General features: G+C 67.6%; 19 protein-coding genes and 1 pseudogene. 9 read left to right on the top strand and 11 right to left on the bottom strand.

Annotated elements, in window-relative coordinates; genetic code table 11:
* The first annotated feature begins 38 nt into the window (after nt 1-38).
* Both cysC and KBZ19_RS04045 read left to right on the top strand, forming a co-directional pair.
* Nucleotides 39-689 carry an adenylyl-sulfate kinase gene (gene cysC / locus KBZ19_RS04040; RefSeq protein WP_255099847.1) on the top strand — a complete coding sequence of 217 codons (651 nt, stop codon included), beginning with the start codon at nt 39-41 and terminating at the stop codon, nt 687-689.
* Between the two features lie 264 nt (nt 690-953).
* Nucleotides 954-1567, top strand: a pseudogene (locus KBZ19_RS04045) (sugar nucleotidyltransferase); the annotation flags it as partial.
* Here the strand turns inward: KBZ19_RS04045 and KBZ19_RS15180 are convergent.
* From KBZ19_RS15180 to KBZ19_RS04055, 3 genes are all read right to left on the bottom strand, one after another.
* Nucleotides 1554-2471: a DDE-type integrase/transposase/recombinase gene (locus KBZ19_RS15180; protein ID WP_399220088.1), complete on the bottom strand. Its 918-nt coding sequence runs from the start codon at nt 2469-2471 to the stop codon at nt 1554-1556. The pseudogene KBZ19_RS04045 and the gene KBZ19_RS15180 sit on opposite strands and share 14 nt — an antisense overlap.
* 162 nt (nt 2472-2633) lie before the next feature.
* The gene (locus KBZ19_RS15185) at nt 2634-2753 is read right to left on the bottom strand and encodes a transposase (protein ID WP_399220098.1); all 120 of its coding nucleotides are present in this window, start codon (nt 2751-2753) and stop codon (nt 2634-2636) included.
* Nucleotides 2754-3378: 625 nt separating this feature from the next.
* Entirely contained in the window at nt 3379-6231 is a 2853-nt protein-coding gene (locus KBZ19_RS04055; RefSeq protein ID WP_255099848.1) for an RNA helicase, read from the bottom strand.
* 65 nt (nt 6232-6296) lie between these two features.
* Between KBZ19_RS04055 and KBZ19_RS04060 the strand changes: the two genes are divergently transcribed.
* From KBZ19_RS04060 to bioA, 6 genes are all read left to right on the top strand, one after another.
* A complete protein-coding gene (locus KBZ19_RS04060) occupies nt 6297-7511 on the top strand; it encodes a pyridoxal phosphate-dependent aminotransferase family protein (protein ID WP_255099849.1) in 1215 nt (404 codons plus the stop codon).
* The gene (locus tag KBZ19_RS04065; protein WP_255099850.1) at nt 7508-8200 is read left to right on the top strand and encodes an alpha/beta hydrolase; all 693 of its coding nucleotides are present in this window, start codon (nt 7508-7510) and stop codon (nt 8198-8200) included. Before KBZ19_RS04060 ends, KBZ19_RS04065 begins: the two co-directional genes overlap by 4 nt.
* Nucleotides 8197-9006 carry a methyltransferase domain-containing protein gene (locus KBZ19_RS04070; RefSeq protein WP_255099852.1) on the top strand — a complete coding sequence of 270 codons (810 nt, stop codon included), beginning with the start codon at nt 8197-8199 and terminating at the stop codon, nt 9004-9006. Before KBZ19_RS04065 ends, KBZ19_RS04070 begins: the two co-directional genes overlap by 4 nt.
* 66 nt (nt 9007-9072) lie before the next feature.
* Complete coding sequence (gene bioD / locus KBZ19_RS04075) at nt 9073-9717, top strand: dethiobiotin synthase (protein WP_255099853.1); 645 nt, start codon at nt 9073-9075, stop codon at nt 9715-9717.
* Nucleotides 9718-9726: 9 nt separating this feature from the next.
* Nucleotides 9727-9882, top strand: a complete 156-nt coding sequence (locus KBZ19_RS04080; RefSeq protein ID WP_255099854.1) for a hypothetical protein — start codon at nt 9727-9729, stop codon at nt 9880-9882.
* A gap of 19 nt (nt 9883-9901) precedes the next feature.
* Nucleotides 9902-11167, top strand: a complete 1266-nt coding sequence (gene bioA / locus KBZ19_RS04085) for an adenosylmethionine--8-amino-7-oxononanoate transaminase (protein ID WP_255100051.1) — start codon at nt 9902-9904, stop codon at nt 11165-11167.
* Nucleotides 11168-11174: 7 nt separating this feature from the next.
* Here bioA and KBZ19_RS04090 read toward each other — a convergent pair whose 3' ends face one another.
* Entirely contained in the window at nt 11175-11441 is a 267-nt protein-coding gene (locus KBZ19_RS04090) for a DUF3143 domain-containing protein (RefSeq protein ID WP_094510223.1), read from the bottom strand.
* Nucleotides 11341-11943: a J domain-containing protein gene (locus KBZ19_RS04095; protein ID WP_255100052.1), complete on the bottom strand. Its 603-nt coding sequence runs from the start codon at nt 11941-11943 to the stop codon at nt 11341-11343. Before KBZ19_RS04095 ends, KBZ19_RS04090 begins: the two co-directional genes overlap by 101 nt.
* A gap of 75 nt (nt 11944-12018) precedes the next feature.
* Here KBZ19_RS04095 and rsmG point away from each other — a divergent pair, with 75 nt between their 5' ends.
* Nucleotides 12019-12777: a 16S rRNA (guanine(527)-N(7))-methyltransferase RsmG gene (gene rsmG / locus KBZ19_RS04100; protein ID WP_255099855.1), complete on the top strand. Its 759-nt coding sequence runs from the start codon at nt 12019-12021 to the stop codon at nt 12775-12777.
* Here rsmG and KBZ19_RS04105 read toward each other — a convergent pair.
* The 6 genes from KBZ19_RS04105 to KBZ19_RS04130 all read right to left on the bottom strand — a co-directional run bounded on the left by KBZ19_RS04105 (nt 12774) and on the right by KBZ19_RS04130 (nt 16128).
* Nucleotides 12774-13988, bottom strand: a complete 1215-nt coding sequence (locus KBZ19_RS04105; protein WP_255099856.1) for an aldo/keto reductase — start codon at nt 13986-13988, stop codon at nt 12774-12776. The genes rsmG and KBZ19_RS04105 overlap by 4 nt on opposite strands.
* 32 nt (nt 13989-14020) lie before the next feature.
* Complete coding sequence (locus KBZ19_RS04110; protein WP_255100053.1) at nt 14021-14389, bottom strand: ferredoxin; 369 nt, start codon at nt 14387-14389, stop codon at nt 14021-14023.
* Between the two features lie 88 nt (nt 14390-14477).
* Nucleotides 14478-14870 (bottom strand): DUF1257 domain-containing protein, encoded by a 393-nt coding sequence (locus KBZ19_RS04115; protein ID WP_094510220.1) that lies wholly within the window; start codon nt 14868-14870, stop codon nt 14478-14480.
* 27 nt (nt 14871-14897) lie between these two features.
* The gene (locus KBZ19_RS04120; protein WP_094510219.1) at nt 14898-15110 is read right to left on the bottom strand and encodes a DUF2997 domain-containing protein; all 213 of its coding nucleotides are present in this window, start codon (nt 15108-15110) and stop codon (nt 14898-14900) included.
* A gap of 56 nt (nt 15111-15166) precedes the next feature.
* Complete coding sequence (locus tag KBZ19_RS04125; RefSeq protein WP_255099859.1) at nt 15167-15982, bottom strand: HEAT repeat domain-containing protein; 816 nt, start codon at nt 15980-15982, stop codon at nt 15167-15169.
* 20 nt (nt 15983-16002) lie between these two features.
* Nucleotides 16003-16128, bottom strand: a complete 126-nt coding sequence (locus tag KBZ19_RS04130; protein ID WP_255099860.1) for a hypothetical protein — start codon at nt 16126-16128, stop codon at nt 16003-16005.
* Nucleotides 16129-16133 lie beyond the last annotated feature (5 nt).

A 16133-nucleotide genomic window follows, 5' to 3' on the forward strand; every position in this document is an offset into this window, starting at 1 on the left:
GGCGGTGCTCTCCACTCCTGTACCCTGCCGATCCTTCCATGCCTGTGAATGCAAGCGGTGAAGCCAGCAACGTGATCAAATCCAGCAACATCGTCTGGCATCAGGCCTCGGTGGATCGCAGCAGCCAGGCGGAGAGGCAAGGTCACAACAGTGCCATCCTCTGGTTCACCGGGCTCTCGGGCAGCGGCAAGAGCACCCTTGCCAATGCGGTGAATGCGGAGCTGTTCACCCGCGGGCTCAGCAGTTACGTGCTGGACGGCGACAACATCCGCCACGGCCTCTGCAAAGACCTGGGCTTCTCGGATCACGACCGGGAGGAGAACATCCGGCGGATCGGAGAAGTAGCAAAGCTGTTCCTTGACGCGGGCGTGATTGTTCTTACGGCGTTCGTCTCCCCCTTCCGCGCCGATCGTGACAAAGCCCGGGGGCTTGTCGGTGAGGGAGATTTCATAGAGATTCACTGTGCCGCCGACCTGCAGGCCTGCGAAAATCGGGACCCGAAGGGGCTTTATGCCAAAGCACGTGCCGGTGAAATCAAAGAGTTCACGGGAATCTCCAGCCCCTATGAGGCCCCGGCTGCCCCGGAACTGCGCGTGGAAACCGGAACATTAAATGTGGACCAGTGCGTAGATCTGGTGATGCGCGAACTGGAATCCCGAGAGATCCTGCCATCGCCAGCTGGCAGCTGACACCACAAGCTTGACTCTGACCCTTATCGCTCTGCACGCTACTGGAGTCATTGACACTCTGTGGCAAGCACAGCTTATGCAGCCAATAAAGATCACGCCGCAGCCCCCATGGCGAATCCCACGAAACAATCATGCGTTGATTTCCAGCGACGCAACACAAAAATGGCATGCTTGAATACAACAATGACACTGTAGAACACGAGCAAAGCTCAATCGACTACATCAACACATCAACAAGCTCCACCTCATCCAAACAGAAAAGGAATCATTCTTGCCGGTGGAAGTGGAGCTCGCTTGACGCCACTGGCCACAGCCATCAGCAAACAACTGATGCCTGTTTACGACAAGCCTATGATCTACTCCCACTCAGCACCTTAATACTGGGAGGAATCACTGAAATCCTTGTCATCACCACCCCCAACGACCAAGAAGCTTTTCGCAGATTGCTGGACAATTGAAAACAATGGGGAATCACGATGGAATACGCCATTCAACCCAGCCTTGGTGGGTTAGCGCAGGCTTTTTTTCATCGGCGAGCACTTTCTGGGCAACTCGCATGCCGCGTTGGTGCTCGGGGACAATCTCTTCCACGGACACGACTTGGTGCCACAACTGTTGTCGGCAGGGGTTGGAGAACCTGAAGCCACCGTGTTTGCCTATCCAGTTAGCGACCCTGAACGCTATGAGGTTGTGGAGTTTGAAGCCAACGGTCAAGTGCGCTCCATTGAAGAGAAGCCGGCAAAACCAAAGCCGCGCTACGCACTGACGGGGCTCTATTCTTATGACAACACTGTGGTTGAAAGAGCCAAGAGTCTCCCTCCTCACGTGGCGAACTGGAAATCACAGATCTCAATCTGCTCTACCTCAACGACGGCATGTCATTGCAGCCAACCAAAGGAAACCCCAAGGATGGTCACTCATCAATGTGAGCTCATTTGCGATCGAAGGTCCACTGCTGTTCACTCCAAAGCTGACCAGTGACGAGAGGGTTTTTTCTCCAAAAGCTGGAAGATCAAGAGTTTTGCCATCTGCCTGGGCATGGACCTGGACCCCGACGTGCCCCCCTTGATCGGTCCAGGCCTGATGAGAGTGGATGGTTGTGGTCATGCGGCAGCTCCCTGTTGAGCTGCCTCCAGGGGCGTACGCCCCTGGAGGGCCGAGTGTGGCCTGTAGACGAAGTCGAGCGGAGCTCATACGACTCCGCAAACCTGTTCTGCAACGGGGATCCTGGCTCGATGGTGGCCGTGGTTGTTCCGCTGGTCTCGCACCAGCCACGTCAGGCCTGGGAGATGAATCAGGCCCGTTATCTGACCGGATGAACGCTGGTGCCTGGTAGAGGCCCGTGAGCGCCTTCAGCACCGCCACTACGTCCTTGGCCTTGCAGCGCCTGCCTACCCGGATGGCCAGGCAGAGGCGGCTGTGCTCGTCGATCACGTTCAGGGATTTGAGCCGGCGGCCATCGGCGGTGGCGTCGAACTGGAAGTCCATGGCCCATACCTGGTGGGGATGTTCCGCCCGGTAACGCCTCACCGAGCCGTCGGCGGGCCGTGCCCGCTTCCGTGTCCTGGGAATGGGCCGCTGCAGGCCTTCCTCCCGCCAGAACCGTTGCACCCGCTTCTGGTTCACCGTCCAGCCCTTCCGCCGCAGGAGGCGGTAGGCCATGCGGCGGCCACAGCGAATGTGGTCAGCCGCGATCTGCCGCAAGCGATGCCGCAGCTTGACTACCTCCAGTTCGATCACCTTGCCCCCATGGCGATGGGTGCTGCGGTGCTGGCCCACCACACGGCAGGCAGCCGCTCCGAAACCCGGAAGTGTGCGCGCGAGACCTCAACAGCCCAGCGCCGACGTTCCGGGCTCAGAAGTTTCCCGTCGCACCGCAAGGTCCTACTGCTTCTCTTCGAGAAGGCTTCGCCTACAGCCGGGCGTTCTCCTTCTCCAGCTGAGTCAGCCGTCTGGCTTCCTCGGCCTGCATCCCCCGTACTGCTGTCTCCAGCGGTGGTACGTCGGCTGCGTCACCTCGATGACGCGGCAGACCTCCGCGACGGTCTTGCCCTGGGCGATCAGTTGCTACGCCGTTTTCAGCTCGCGGATGATCTACTCGGCTGTGTGCATGGTGCGTTTCATGGTCGAATCCCCGGCCCAATCTGGCCGGCTGAGGATCTCATTCACCCTGGACCGGTTTTCGGGGTCAACGTCACTTCCTCCATTTGTAGGGGGTGACCACATGAATGCACAGCTCCTGGGAAATCCTGACCACGCTTTACCGGTGCGGCAGGATCATCCGTGTGGAGAGGTGTCATCTTTACTGGCAGAGAGGAGTCCTGTGGGTCGCTCAGATTGATGGACGTTTTCAGATACGCCACCAGATCCATCTCCGCCAGACACATCTCGCGACAGAGGCTTCGCCAAGCCATCGACCACAGGAAGCGTGCGCCTCTTGGCAGGAATCTGATCAGAGTTACCGTAGGCGCAGACTTCCAAGAAGCGGTCTAGAGCTATTGCCACCGATTGAACCCAGCTCTCATCTGCAATCACAAGGGGATTTTAAACGAGTGCCTGGAATTTGCAGGTTCTCCCTAAGCACGTGTGGGCGATGGTCACGAAGTTGATCCCACAGAAGCTTATGATTGCCGTTGATCGAGATGAATGGAAGTCTTACCCACCCAGACCACTATTCCACCCCTTTAGTTCATTCATCTGCAAGCGATGGGGGAGAGGGTGCTGCTGGAATGGTGATGGCTGGATTGGGGGCTGCAGAGGCAGTGGCGCCGGGTAGATCCTGAAGCTCACACACCGGGAAGCGGTTGATGGCATTCAATGCCTTTCGCGCCGTTGTTCTCAGTAGTTCACTGAGGGCTTCGGCGTACGGCACCTGGGCGAGCAGATCCACCGTGCGGCGCAGGATGCGCACCACATCGCCCTCGTCCAGCGAGGTGTTGGCCATCACATCGACCCAGCTGGTACCGGACGCCCAGGCATGCACGAGGCCCATCAGCTCCGGCTCCCACCAGGCCGGAACCACCACAGCCGCCTTCTCCTGCTGGCGCAACAGTTCCCGCCGCAGGCCACCAAGGTCGCGCAGAGCTTCCTCCGCCAGCGGTGGCGGGTCGTAGGCACTCCAGAGATCGGGGCGGTTCACCTCGGTGCTGATCGCTTCGAACACGGCGGCCAGTTCGGCCGGACTGAGTTCGTCGAGATGGCCGCTCATCAGTGACAGTCCGAGCCAGAGCTCGTTGTCGCCGCGCAGGGCCGCAACGGTGCGGCCCACCTCCGTGGGCACCAGACCATCCGGCCCCGCCAGCGCGCCGAAGAAGCGCAGGATCTCGATCAAGGACAGGAAGGTGTCCCAGTGACGGTTGGAGCGGTGATGAAGCAGCCGCTGCCGCTCCTCGATCTCCGCGTCCAGCTCCTCCATGCGGCGCCGCTGCTTCTTGAGCTGGCGGCGGTCACCCCAGGCGTGAGCAGGGTGACGCTCAAGCTCCGCTTCCAGCTGCTGCACCCGCAGGGCCTGATCGCGCACCTCACCGGCCAAGTCGTACTGGGGTGTGGTCATGTCGTGGCGGCGGGCCATCGAGCCCACCGCCAGCGCCAGACCGCCACTGTGCTGATCGCCATGACGAAGCTCGCCAACGTGGCGCAGCTCCGGGGCCGCGATCGTGGTCACCTGCAGGCAGCTGAGCTCCGCATGCAGGCTCACGACCGCATTGCAGGGCACCAGGATCCAGATGTTGTCGTCAGTGAGGCAGAGCAGCAGCGGAAACTGACCGGGCCCCATGGGTTTCTCCACGATCACCGCCGGGGTGACCCGGCCCCTGAGCTGCGGGCACTTCAGACTCACCAGCGTCCCTTCGCTGGCGAACTGCAGCGCCAATGTGAGCTCGTGGGCGAGGGTCTCCTCGGCCTGCTGCTGCAGGATCCGCAGCAGCCGGCGCTCCTCGCGCAGGTGGTCGCGTTGTTTCTCATAGGCCTCAAAGGCCTCCCAGGGGACGTCGTCGCCGAGACCCGTGAGCTGCTCCAGCTGCTGGCGCAGTTCAGCGATGCGGGCCTCGTCTTCTAACAGGTCGATGTTGGCGAGATAGCGGCCGAAGCTTCGCTCAACCAGCTGCCGGGCTTTGGCCAGGTCGTAGCGCTGCAGCAGGTTGAGCACCATGCCGTAGCTGGGCGTGAACTGGCTCACCAAGGGATCCGCAGGGCTGGTGGCCAGCGCCCCCGCCTCACGCACCCCCTCGAAACGGCTCTGCACCGTGACCACATAGCCCTGCACATCGAGGCCACGGCGGCCGGCCCGGCCCGCCATCTGCAGGAATTCGCTGCCCATCAGAGGTCGATGACCCCGCTCGGTGCGCTTGGAGAGCGCAGAAATCACCGTGGTGCGCGCCGGCATGTTGATGCCCGCCGCCAGGGTTTCGGTGGCGAAGACCACCTTCACCAGACCCTGCTGGAACAATTCCTCGATCAGCTCCTTCCAGGCCGGCAGCACGCCGGCGTGATGGGCGGCGATGCCGCGCAGCAGGGCTTCGGCATGGCCCCCCTCCCGCACGGCCTCCGGGGTGACGGCCACAAAGGCGTCGAGACGACGGCGCACCACCTCCGCCTCCTGCGCGTTGAGCAGATTGCTGCGGCCCAGATCCCGCACGGCCTTGTCGCAGCCGCGGCGGCTGAAAATAAAGTAGATGGCCGGAAGCATCTCGCGCTCGGCCAGCTGGGCCACCACGAAAGGCAGCGGCGCCGGCTCCGGCTGGGGCGGCCGGGGTGTTTTGCCCTTGCGGCGATCGCCCTTGGGGGCACGCCACACCTTGCAGTTCGGGTGGAGCCCCGTGCCCTCGTCGTTGAGCAGCGGATGGAGGCCCTTGGCGCTGCAGAAGCTGAAGGCCAGCGGCACGGGCCGGTGGTCGCTCATCACCAGCGTGGTCGGACCGTGCACCCGCTCGATCCAGTCAGTGAGCTGGCCGGCGTTGGCCACCGTGGCCGACAAGGCCACCAGCTGGACCGCCGGTGGGCAGTGGATAATCGACTCCTCCCAGACCGTGCCGCGCTGGCTGTCATTCATGTAGTGGCACTCATCAAGCACCACCGCCTCCACGTCAGCGAGCGGATCGTCGCCCCGATCCACCTCCGCATAGAGCATGTTGCGGAAGATCTCCGTGGTCATCACCACGATCGCCGCTTCCCGGTTCACACTCAGATCGCCGGTCATCAGGCCGACGCGCTCCTCGCCGAACTGCTGGCGGAAATCGCGCAGCTTCTGATTGGAGAGGGCCTTGAGCGGCGTCGTGTAGAAAACGCGCTGCCCGTGGGCCAGCGCCCGATGGATGGCGTATTCGCCCACCAGGGTTTTACCGGAGCCAGTGGGGGCACTCACCACCACCGAATGCCCCTGGTTGAGGGCGTCGATCGCTTCCAGCTGGAAGGGATCGAGCGGGAACGGGAACAGCTCCTCCACCGGAGACACAGGCTTCGGCTCGTGGTGGGGCTCCGGAACAGGCACCGCGGGGGGAACCGTCGTCGCAGCGGACGGAGCGTCGGTACCGGCAGTGAGCATGCAGAGATTCTATGAGCCCCGGCGCGGCTGGGCAGACTGGTGGGCCCCGTGGCCCCCAGTGGGTGGTGAACGTGCTCCCGGCCGGTGATCCTGCCGATCCCCTCAGCTCCCTGTGGCCATCCCTCAGCCGCGTCCCCCCCGACCGGCGCCGGCGGCTGCGCAGCTTTGCCACCACGGCCGGCGGCGGGCTGAAGGCCGTGGTGGGCGCCGGTGAGGCGGCAGCGCCACTGCTGGACCTGGCCAGCAACGACTATCTGGGCTTCAGCCATCACCCCCTTCTGCAGCAGGCAGCCTGCGACGCCATCGCCAGAGACGGCACCGGCTCCGGCGCCTCTCCGCTGGTGACAGGCACCCGGCCGGTGCACACCCTGCTGGCCGAAACCCTCGCCAACTGGCTCGGGCGTGGGCAGGTGCTGCTGTTCCCCAGCGGATTTCAGGCCAATCTGGCGGCCGTGCTCGCCCTCACAGGGCGGCACGGGGTGGTGCTGGCGGACCGGCTGATCCATCACTCGCTGCTGCTGGGGGTGCAGGCCAGCGGCGCCCGCCTGCTGCGGTTCCGCCACAACGACAGCGCCGACCTTGAACGGCGGCTGATCCAGCAACGGACAGCGGAGCCTCAGCGCCAGACGCTGGTGATCACCGAGAGCCTGTTCAGCATGGAGGGCACCAGCCCGGATCTGGCGGCCATCGCCCGCCTCTGCCGGCAGCAGAGGGCGCGGCTGTTGGTGGATGAAGCGCACGGGCTCGGCGTGCTGGGGCCGGGCGGACGGGGCCTGGCCCATGGCCTGGCAGGGGTGAGCCTGGTGAGCGGCACCTTCGGCAAGGCCTTCGGCAGCGGCGGCGCCTTTCTGGCGGCTGATGCCCCCCTGGCCGACTGGCTGCTGCAGAGCTCAGGCGCTTTCCGCTACTCCACGGCCCTAGCGCCCTGCCTAGCGGCGGCTGCCCTGGCGGCCCTGGAGCTGCTGCAGCAGGATCCCGGCCTGGGGCAGACCCTGCTGAACCGGGCGGAGCGCTGGCGCTGCGGCCTGGCCGCAGCCGGCTGGCAGCGACCGGAAGGGACCGGGCCGGTGCTGCCGCTGCTGGTGGGCAATGACGGGGCCGCCCTGGCGCTGCAGGCGCAGCTGGAGCGGGACGGTCTGCTCAGCGTGGCGATCCGCCCGCCCACGGTGCCTGAGGGCACCTCCCGCTTGCGACTGGTGCTGCGCCGCAGCCTGCCCACCGGCACGCTGGCGCGGTTGCTGGCCGCCCTCGGCACGCCGGTGGCCGGTGGCGGCCGATGAGCGGGCAACTGCTGGCGATGCATGGCTGGGCCGGCGACAGCCGGGCCTGGGAGCCGTGGCGGGCGGCTGCCGAGCCACGCGGCTGGCGCTGGCACTGCGGCGAACGGGGCTACGGACCGCTGCTGCCCCGGATCCCCGCCTGGGAGAACGGATCGCCCCCCGGCAGGCGCGGTGTGCTTGTCCATTCACTCGGGCTGCACTTATTGCCTCCAGCCGTGCTGGCCTCCGCCGATGCGGTGGTGCTGCTGGCGAGCTTCGCGGCCTTCGTGCCGTCAGGGAGGGAAGGCCGCCCCCTGCGCGCTGCCCTGGCCGGCATGGAAGCGCGGCTGGCCGGCGGGCAGGCCGCGGACCTGCTGGCGGACTTCCTTCGCCAGGCGGCAGCACCCGATCCCGCCGACCTGCTGCCACCGGGCCCGGGGAGCGAGCCACTGACGGCAGCGGGCATCGAGCGCCTGCGCAGCGATCTGGACCTGCTGGGGCGGGTCGACAGGCTGCCGGCAGCGTTTCCACTCGCAGCCCGGGTGCTGCTGGTGGAAGCCGAGGATGACCGGATTGTCGCCGCCGCCAGCCGGGCCGCCCTGCGTCGGGCCGTGCCCGCGGCCACCATCTGGCAGATCGCCGGAGCGGGCCACAGCCTGCTGCGCGCGCCCCTGATCGAGCCGGTGCTCAGCTGGCTGGAGGCGCCATGACCCTGCAGGAGCAGGTGCGCAAGGCGTTCGGCCGCCACGCCGGTACCTATGAGCAACGGGCCAGCCTGCAGCGGGCGGTGGCCTGGCGGCTGGCCCGCCACTGCCGCGAGCTGCCGTTGGTTGCCGGCCCCTGCGCCGACCTCGGCGCCGGTAGCGGCCTGCTGAGCAGGGCGGTGCAGCAACTGCGGCCGTCACTTCAGCCCCTGCGCCTCGACCTCTGCGCCGAGCTGCTGCACCAAGGGGCAAGGGACGGGGGGGAATCGCTGCTGTGGGACCTCAACACCGGCCTGCCGCCCCAGCTGGAGAACGCCTCGTTGCTGGTGTCGAGCTTTGCGTTGCAGTGGCTCGAGTGCCCGCAGGATCAGCTGGAGCACTGGTGCCGCCGCCTGGCCCCGGGCGGCTGGCTGGTGCTGGCGGTGCCCACGGCCGGCAGCTTCCCCCAGTGGCTCCAGGCGGCGGCGGGGGCGCGGGGGCCCTGCAGCGCCCTGCCGCTGCCCGATGCCGGCGCCTTGGTGCGTGGCGCCCAGCGCCACCTGAAGCTCAAGGCACAGCGGCGCCTGCGCTTCAGCCGCTTCGCGCCGACGGCGCTCACCTTTCTGCGGCAGATCCAGGCGCTCGGTGCCGGCAGCACGCCTGCGGCGCCACTCACACCCGGCCAGTGGCGCCGGCTGGAGGCCGCCTGGCCGGCGGAGCCCACCCTGAGCCCAGCCGGCCGGCCGCGCAAGCTCCTCACCTGGGAGGTGCTGGTACTGATCGGTCAGCGGCCCGCTCCCAGCCCGTGGCGCCAGGCTGGCACTGTGGCGTGATGAAGCAACCCCGGCAGGAGGCAGCAAGCTCATGCACCAGCAGCATCTGAACGAGGCAGCACGTTCATGAAGCAGCAACTGATCGTCTGCGGCACGGACACCGACGTGGGCAAGACCGTGGTCAGCGCCCTGCTGACCCTGGGGCTGGGCGCCCACTACTGGAAGCCGGTGCAGTGCGGGCTCGAGGACGGCGGCGACCGTGACCGGGTGGGCCGGATGCTGGGGCTGACCGCCGCGCAGATCGAGCAGCGATTACTGCCGGAGGCCTACCGCTTCGCCGCGCCGGTCTCGCCCCACTGGGCTGCCGAGCTGGAAGGGGAGCATCTCGAGCGGGAGCGGCTGGATCTTCCCGCCGTGGACGGACCGTTGGTGGTGGAAACGGCCGGCGGGCTGCTGGTGCCCCTGCGCCGTGACCTGATGCAGATCGATCAGATCCAGCGCTGGGGGTTGCCGGTGGTGCTGGTGGCCCGCAGCGGACTGGGCACCCTCAACCACACCCTGCTGTCGGTCGAGGCGCTGCGGAGCCGCCAGATCCCCCTGCTGGGCCTCGTGCTCAACGGCCCCCCGCATGCCGACAATCCCGGCACCTTGCGCGAGCTGAGCGGTGCGCCGCTGCTGGGCTGCCTGCCGCCGCTGCCGCTGCTGGGCGCCGCCGCGCTGGCCGAGGCCTGGGAGACCAGCGGCCTCAGCAGCGCCCTCGGCGCCCCGTAACCTTGGCGCATGACCCGAAAGCACGCGCTGGTCAGCACTGTGGCGGCAGCGATCTGCACCGCCGTGCTGGTGATCTTCACCGACATCGAGATCTCGGTGGTGCGGTGGGTGAACTGCGGCCCCCTGGCCGCCGAAGGTGAGCGCGAAGCCCGCCGCTGCCGGTGAAGGCCGCCGTTCCTGCCCGATGAGCTGGCATCCCCATCTCTGGCATCCGACCACCCAGGTGGCCACGAGCGAGCCGCCGCTGCGGGCTGTGCGCGGCCGGGGCGCCCTGCTGGAACTCGATGACGGCCGCCAGTTGATCGACGCGATCAGTAGCTGGTGGGTGACCCTGCACGGGCATGCCGAGCCCACGATCGCGGCAGCGGTGGCCAGCCAGGTGACGGAGCTGGAGCAGGTGATCTTCGCCAACTTCAGCCATCCCCAGGCCGAGCAGCTGGCCACAAGCCTCAGCGCCGCCAGCGGGCTGGAGCGGCTGTTCTTCTCCGATGACGGCTCCACGGCCGTGGAGGTGGCCCTGAAGATCGCCTGGCAGTGGTGGCGGAATCGTGGCGAGGACCGCCCGCAGTGGATCGCCTTTGACGGGGCCTACCACGGCGACACCTTCGGGGCGATGGCGATGGGGGAGCGGTCCCTGTTTTCGGCGCCCTTCGACCCGCTGCTCTGCCCGGTGGCGCGGGCCCCCTGGCCCTCCACCTGGTGGCACGATCCGCTGGTGGCAGAGAAGGAAGAGGCAGCGTTACAGGCGCTCGAAAGCCTGCTGGAACGTCCCACGGCGGCGGTGATCCTGGAGCCGCTCGTGCAGGGGGCCAGCGGCATGGCGATGGTGCGTCCCGGCTTTCTCCAGGCGGTGGAGCAGCGGGTGCGCCAGGCGGGTGCCCTGCTGATCGCCGACGAGGTGATGACCGGCTTCGGCCGCACCGGCGCGCTGTTCGCCTGCCGCAAGGCGGGGATCCGCCCCGACCTGGTGGCGCTCTCCAAAGGCCTCACCGGAGGCTTCCTGCCGATGGGGGTGACCCTGGCCAGCGAGCAGCTTTACCAGGGGTTCATCAGCGGGGACCCCACCCACACCTTCTTCCACGGCCACAGCTTCACGGCCAACCCGCTGGGCTGCGCCGCGGCCAACGCCAGCCTGGCCCTGCTGGCCGGAGCTCCGGAGCGGTATGCGGGCTTCGAAGCGCGGCACCGGCCGCATCTCGAAGCGCTCGCCGCCGATCCGCGCGTGGAGCGGCCGCGCCTGTGCGGCACCATCGCCGCCTTCGACCTGAAGGTGGCCGACCCCGGCTACCTGAACCGCAGCGGGCGGGTGCTGCAGCGTCTGGCGCTGGAACGGGGCGTGTTCATCAGGCCCCTGGGGCAGGTGGTCTATCTGCTGCCGCCCCTGTGCCTCACTGACGACCAGCTGGCCCACTGCTACGCCGTGATCCAGGAGGGTCTGGCCGCCCTGTGAGCGCGGCTCAGGGCCCGGCCAGGATCGCTGACTCCACATCGGCGCGGGTGAGGCCATAGGGAAACAGCCGCACCGTGCTGCGCCCGTCCTGGTGCCAGGTCACGCGGATGTCCTCGACCGCGAACTCGATCAAGGCACTCCAGTGCGGCTGATGAAGATCCCAGGAGCTGCGGTCACTGCGGCTGGGGCTCGCTCCCAGCTGCCGCAGCCATTGCTCCAGGGCCGGCAACGGATGGTTGTAGAGGGGCGTCTGAAGCGGAGGCAGGGCGTTCATCCCCAGCGGTATCACCGGATGGAGGGGCAGTCTGCACGGACACGGGCAACACCAGCAGATCAACTCCCCGCCACCAGGCCAGACCGAGCCCCAGCACCAGGCTGCACACCAGGGCGGCACCGAGCAGCACCAGCGCGAACCACTCACCGCCCGAAAGCGCCCGGCGTGCGGAGAGGGCGCGCTGCCCAGCGGGAACCCCCAGGCCGGGGGCGGCGGGGGCGGCCGTGGCCTTCTGGAGCGCTGCGGCTTTCTGCAGCTGCAGCAGCCGCAGCTGCCGGTCGTAGGCGTGGCGACTGTCGGGGTCGCTGAGGGTGGTGTAGGCCGTCTGCAGGCGCTGAAACTGCTGCTCTGCTTCCGCAGCCGGCAGGGTGGTGGTGTCGGGGTGGTACAGCTTGCTCAAGGTGCGGAACGCCAGGCGCAGCTCCTGAGCCGTCGCCGTGGTCGACAGACGCAGCAACTGGTAGTGGGTCTGCCCCCCTCCTGGACGTTCGCCTGCAGCCACCAAGCCCGCACCGGGTCTGCGAGATCCTAGAGATCTCAGTCGGTTCTGCCGGCGCGGATGGTGACCTCCTAGGGAATGAACGCTCCGCTCGATCCCCTCAGCCCCCCGGACCAGGCCAGAGACCTGACCTCGATCTGGCCCGCACTCGGCTGGCAACCCGACGCGGCGCAGTTGGGCGCACTCGAAGCGCTGCAGCAGGAGCTGCGCCAGTGGAATGGCCGCCTCAACCTCACCCGGCTGGTGGAGGGCGACGACTACTGGATCGCCCAGGTGTTCGACAGCCTCTGGCCCTGGCGCTCCCTGCTATGTAGCCCGGCGGCGCCGCTGCAGCTGGTGGACGTGGGCACCGGCGGCGGCTTCCCCGGCCTGGTGCTGGCGATCGCCCTGCCCCAGGCGCGGCTCACCCTGGTGGATTCGGTGGGCCGCAAGGCGGCGGCCGTGCAGGCGATGGCCGCCGCGCTGGATCTGGGCGAGCGGGTGGTGGTGCGGTGCGAGCGGGCGGAACTCACAGGCCACAGCCGTGATTGCCGCGGCCGCTTCGACTGGGCCCTGGCCCGCGCCGTGGCCGCGGCGCCGGTGGTGGCCGAATATCTGGTGCCGCTGCTCGGGCCCGGGGGCCAGGCGCTGCTCTACCGGGGCCAGTGGGGCGCCGAAGACCAGCAGGCCATGGAGCGGGCCGTGCTGCCCCTGCGGGCGGAGCTGCGGCGGGTGGAGCGGCAGGAGCTGCCGTCAGGCCGTGGTGTGCGCCATGCCGTGGTGGTGGCTTCCACTGGACCGTGCCCCAGGCTCTACCCCCGTCCCGTGGGCGTACCCGCCAAGCTGCCGCTGGGCTAGGCGGCCGCCTCCCCGGCCATCAGCCGCTGGTGCGGGGTACCTCCGAGCCGACGCCGCAGTCGGCGCAGCAGCTCGGGGATCTGGGCGGCCCAGGGGCTGGCCTGGAGAGCCGCCAACAACGCCGCCTCGCTCACCTCGGCATCGAGGGCATCGGCATTGGCACCGGGGAACCAGTGCCCCCCCTGCCCCAGCAGGCCGTAGCGAGCGCGGCCGAAGCTCTCGAGGTCCCAGGCTTCCAGCAGGTTGTACAGCCAGAGCAGCACCGGCACGTTGATGCCACCGGGGGTGTCGCTCCAGTCGGGCAGCCCCTCCTGCCAGCTGGCCAGCCAGGCAGCGCCGAGCACGTCGAGCCGCGCTTGTTCCAGCCGCTCCAGCACCGGCGGCAGCAGCTGATCAGCCTCGGGGAGCCGCTGCACAGCCTCCAGGTGCAGGTCGAGGTCCTGGGGGCAGGCCGCTCCGACGCTGAGTGTGTGCACCTCGGCGTTGGCGAGGCAGAAAAGATCGTTGAACACGATCGGATGCAGTGGCGCGCACAGCTCACACAGCCGCTCCGAGGGGCTGTGCAGGTGCCCCCCCTTGTCGGTGGGGCTGATCAGGAACACGCCCATGTCATGGCGGCGGGCGGCCTCGATCGCCGCGCTGTTCTGCTGGCGGATGAAATACCAGTGCAGGTTGATGTAATCGAAGGCATCACTTTCGATCGCCTCCAGGATCAGCGGCAGCGGAGCATGGGTGGAGAAGCCGACAGAGCCGAGCCTGCCGTCGCGCTGCCAGCGGCGCACCACCTCCAGGCAGCCGCCCGGGCGCAGGGTCTGCTGCAGGTGCTCCGGCAGGTTGACGCCATGGATGGCCAGCAGATCGAGCCGCTCCACCTGGAGCCGCGCACAGCTGAGTTCCAGCTCGGCCTCGAAGGCGGCGGGATCCTCGTGCGGCGGCACCTTGGTCTGGAGGATGCGCTGCGGATCCGGCGTGGGCCCCAGCAGCCAGCCCAGCTGCCGTTCAGAGGTGCCGTAGTGGCGCGCCGTTTCGATGTGATGCAGACCATGGGCGCGGGCCCGCTCCAGAGTGGCCGCCACATTCGCCTGGCTGGCCGGGGTGATCTGGTCGCCGGGAAGGTCACTCCAGCTCTGCTGGTAGCGCATGCCGCCGAGGGAAAGCACCGGCATGGGCAGGCCGGTGCGGCCGAAACGGCGCGTGGGGATGGGCGGCATCACCGGTGCTGCTGCGGGACGGGTGGGGAGATTCAGGGCCGCGGCAGGGTGCGCTTGACCCGTGCCGCGCAGGGCAGGCCCAGAGGGTGAAGCTCCTGCTGGCGCAGTTGCTCCTCCAGCGCCGGGATCTCCTCGTAGGGCACCCAGTGAATGCAGTCGACCGGGCAGGTATCGATCGCTTCTTGAATCGTCTCGGTGCTATCACCGTCCTGACGGATCGCACGTGAGCGTCCCCACAGGGGCTCGACCAGAAAGGTGTTGCCGGCCACGTGGGCGCAGTAACGGCAGCCGATGCAAACGGCCTCGTCGACCCAGACGGCCCGCTGACGCAGACGCCCGCCCAGCAGCGGTTCACGCCCGGTGGGCACAGGGCGTGCCGTGGCCGCGGCCGTGAAAGCCAGCGAAGGATCAGCAGCTGCAGCAGCGCCCGGGACTGCAGCAGAGCCGGTGGCTGCCGTGGCGGACTCGGGCCGGTCAGGCGGCACGGACTCAGGCGTCCCAGCGGGACACGACCAACTCGATGCTGCCGTCGACGGCCTGGGTCTGCTCCGTGACCTGGAAGCCTTCCGCTGCCGAAGCGGCAAGAATGGAACGGAGTGCGTAGCGCTGGGTGACCTGGGCCAGGAAGCGCTCCACAGGCACGGGCTGCTTCCACAGATCGAGGTCGGTCACCAGCTCGTAGCTGTTGCTGGTGGCATTCCAGCGGAAGCCGATGTCGCCGCCACCGCTTTGCGCCACGCAAAGGTCGGCGAGCACGGTCTGGCCGCGATAGCCGCGCACCGGACGCTCGCTCGGATCGGGCTCATGGCCGAGATCACGCAGGGCGCCGAGAAGGGCCTCACGGTCGCGGAGCTCGGTCTTGACGGTGCTGAAGTGCGACATCGAAACAGGGGGCGAACGGTGAAGGGTTCAGGCGGAACGCTGCTCGACCGGCAAAGCCGCCGAGGAGGTCTGGATCTGGCTCTGGAAGGCTTCCGCCGTGCTGCTGCGTTGCTGAACGCTGCCGAGGCTGGATTCGATCCGCTCGGTCAGCTGCTGACAGCCCTCACCACGAAATCCCTGGACCAGCTCCTCGACGGTGCCGTCGGGCCGGATGCGAAATCGGATGGTGTGCTGAGCCATCCTGCGGCAGAAAGCGTGGCCGAATGCTAGCCGGATCGATCAAACCGTGCGGCGCTTCAGTTCAGCAGGCCCTCATCGACCAGTGTCTGCAACCTTTCCAGCACGGAGGGATCCTCAAGTTGCTCCAGGGCCACGCGGGCCTCGTCGCGCACGGTGGCGTCGTTGTCGTTCAGCAACACGTCCACAAGCACACCCACCAGCTCCGACTGGCGTGGGGGGACGAGATGGTCGTACAGGCGGCCCAGTGACCAGGCGCTGTTGCTGCGCACCACCGGCTCGCTGTCGATCCGCAGACTCAGCAGCAGCTGGGCAGCCGCCTGATCCGCCTTGGCCGCTCCCGTGCTGCCGGCATCCGCCAGCGACCCAGCTGCCCAAAGGCGCACAGCGGCAATGTCGAGCTGAAGCGCCCGGATCAAGGGGTTGAGCACCGGCGCTTCCGGGTAATTGCCCAGACTCCAGGCCACCGCCTTGCGCACGTAACCGTTGGCATCGTCCTGAAGGAGGGCCAGCAAGGGCTCCACCGCCCGCGGATCGGGGTTGCGCCCGAGGGCGTACACCGCGCTCATCCGCAGGATCGGGCAGGTGGAAGCCAGCAACGGCAGCAGCCATGGCACGGCGCGGGGATCGCGGTGTTCGCAGAAGATGCGCAGCCCCTGCATGCACTGGTCGTGGCTGCCGGCCAGCAGCTCCAGGCCCAGATCGCACTCAGCGGCGATGTCGCCCTGGCCAGGCTCGAGCGTGTCGATGGCATCAAGCGGATCGAGAGCCAGTTCCTGTGCCAGCTCGCCGGCCAGCAGCTCCGGATCGAACGCCAGTTCCGCCGGGCTCCTTGAGAACGGCGGCACGGATTCGCTGCTGGCTTCGTCTTCCATGGGCACCAGACTGCCCCTCCTCATCCAATCGGCGCAGGCGCTGCCATGTCGCCGGGAAGCCAGATCCTCGCACTCACGGCGAACAGGGCCAGGCCGAAGAGCAGCACGATTCCGGCCGGCAGCAGGGTGGAGCGAAAGAACGACACGGAAA

The organism is Synechococcus sp. L2F, from assembly GCF_024345695.1.
Taxonomy (GTDB): domain Bacteria; phylum Cyanobacteriota; class Cyanobacteriia; order PCC-6307; family Cyanobiaceae; genus MW101C3.

Coding starts and splice junctions, on each gene's coding strand:
- KBZ19_RS04090 (WP_094510223.1), bottom strand. CDS start 11,441: ATGAACGCCCTGCCTCCGCTTCAGACGCCCCTCTACAACCATCCGTTG.
- KBZ19_RS04120 (WP_094510219.1), bottom strand. CDS start 15,110: ATGGCTCAGCACACCATCCGATTTCGCATCCGGCCCGACGGCACCGTC.
- KBZ19_RS04125 (WP_255099859.1), bottom strand. CDS start 15,982: ATGGAAGACGAAGCCAGCAGCGAATCCGTGCCGCCGTTCTCAAGGAGC.
- KBZ19_RS04105 (WP_255099856.1), bottom strand. CDS start 13,988: ATGCCGCCCATCCCCACGCGCCGTTTCGGCCGCACCGGCCTGCCCATG.
- KBZ19_RS04055 (WP_255099848.1), bottom strand. CDS start 6,231: ATGCTCACTGCCGGTACCGACGCTCCGTCCGCTGCGACGACGGTTCCC.
- bioD (WP_255099853.1), top strand. CDS start 9,073: ATGAAGCAGCAACTGATCGTCTGCGGCACGGACACCGACGTGGGCAAG.
- cysC (WP_255099847.1), top strand. CDS start 39: ATGCCTGTGAATGCAAGCGGTGAAGCCAGCAACGTGATCAAATCCAGC.
- KBZ19_RS04070 (WP_255099852.1), top strand. CDS start 8,197: ATGACCCTGCAGGAGCAGGTGCGCAAGGCGTTCGGCCGCCACGCCGGT.
- KBZ19_RS04080 (WP_255099854.1), top strand. CDS start 9,727: ATGACCCGAAAGCACGCGCTGGTCAGCACTGTGGCGGCAGCGATCTGC.
- KBZ19_RS04115 (WP_094510220.1), bottom strand. CDS start 14,870: ATGTCGCACTTCAGCACCGTCAAGACCGAGCTCCGCGACCGTGAGGCC.
- bioA (WP_255100051.1), top strand. CDS start 9,902: ATGAGCTGGCATCCCCATCTCTGGCATCCGACCACCCAGGTGGCCACG.
- rsmG (WP_255099855.1), top strand. CDS start 12,019: ATGAACGCTCCGCTCGATCCCCTCAGCCCCCCGGACCAGGCCAGAGAC.
- KBZ19_RS04065 (WP_255099850.1), top strand. CDS start 7,508: ATGAGCGGGCAACTGCTGGCGATGCATGGCTGGGCCGGCGACAGCCGG.